Annotated in this window: 1 protein-coding gene; it reads right to left on the reverse strand. The window is 74.7% G+C overall.

The annotated features are described in order from the left end of the window. Positions 1-388, reverse strand: a 388-nt coding sequence (locus G3I78_RS50585) for a helix-turn-helix transcriptional regulator (RefSeq protein ID WP_164437413.1), incomplete at both ends; no start/stop codon positions are given.

The following is a 388-nucleotide window of genomic DNA, read 5'->3' on the forward strand; positions in this document are numbered from 1 at the left end:
CGGCGAAGCGACCCAGGTGGTGGAACCCCCACCGATGGGCGATCGCCGCCACGCCGGCCCCGCTCGCCGCGTCCCCCGCCACCAGGTCGGCGTGCGCGAGGTCGAGCCGTACACGGCGCAGGTAGGCGGTGGGCGTCGTACCGAGATGCCGGCGAAAGGCGTACTGGAGCGCTCTCGGGGTGACGCCGGCGGCCGCGGCCATCTCCACCAGGCCGATCTCCGCATCGGGCGCGGACTCGATGAAGGCCACGGCTCGCCGGACGGTATCCGGAGTCGCGTCGCGGGTGTCGGCGGGCGCGGGTGCGGGATGCGCGGTGTTCGGGAAGGTGGTCAGCACATGGGCGGCGATCATCCGGGCGGCGGCGTCGACCACGAGCGGTTCGCGGGC

Source organism: Streptomyces sp. SID13726 (assembly GCF_010548375.1).
Classification (GTDB): Bacteria; Actinomycetota; Actinomycetes; order Streptomycetales; family Streptomycetaceae; genus Streptomyces.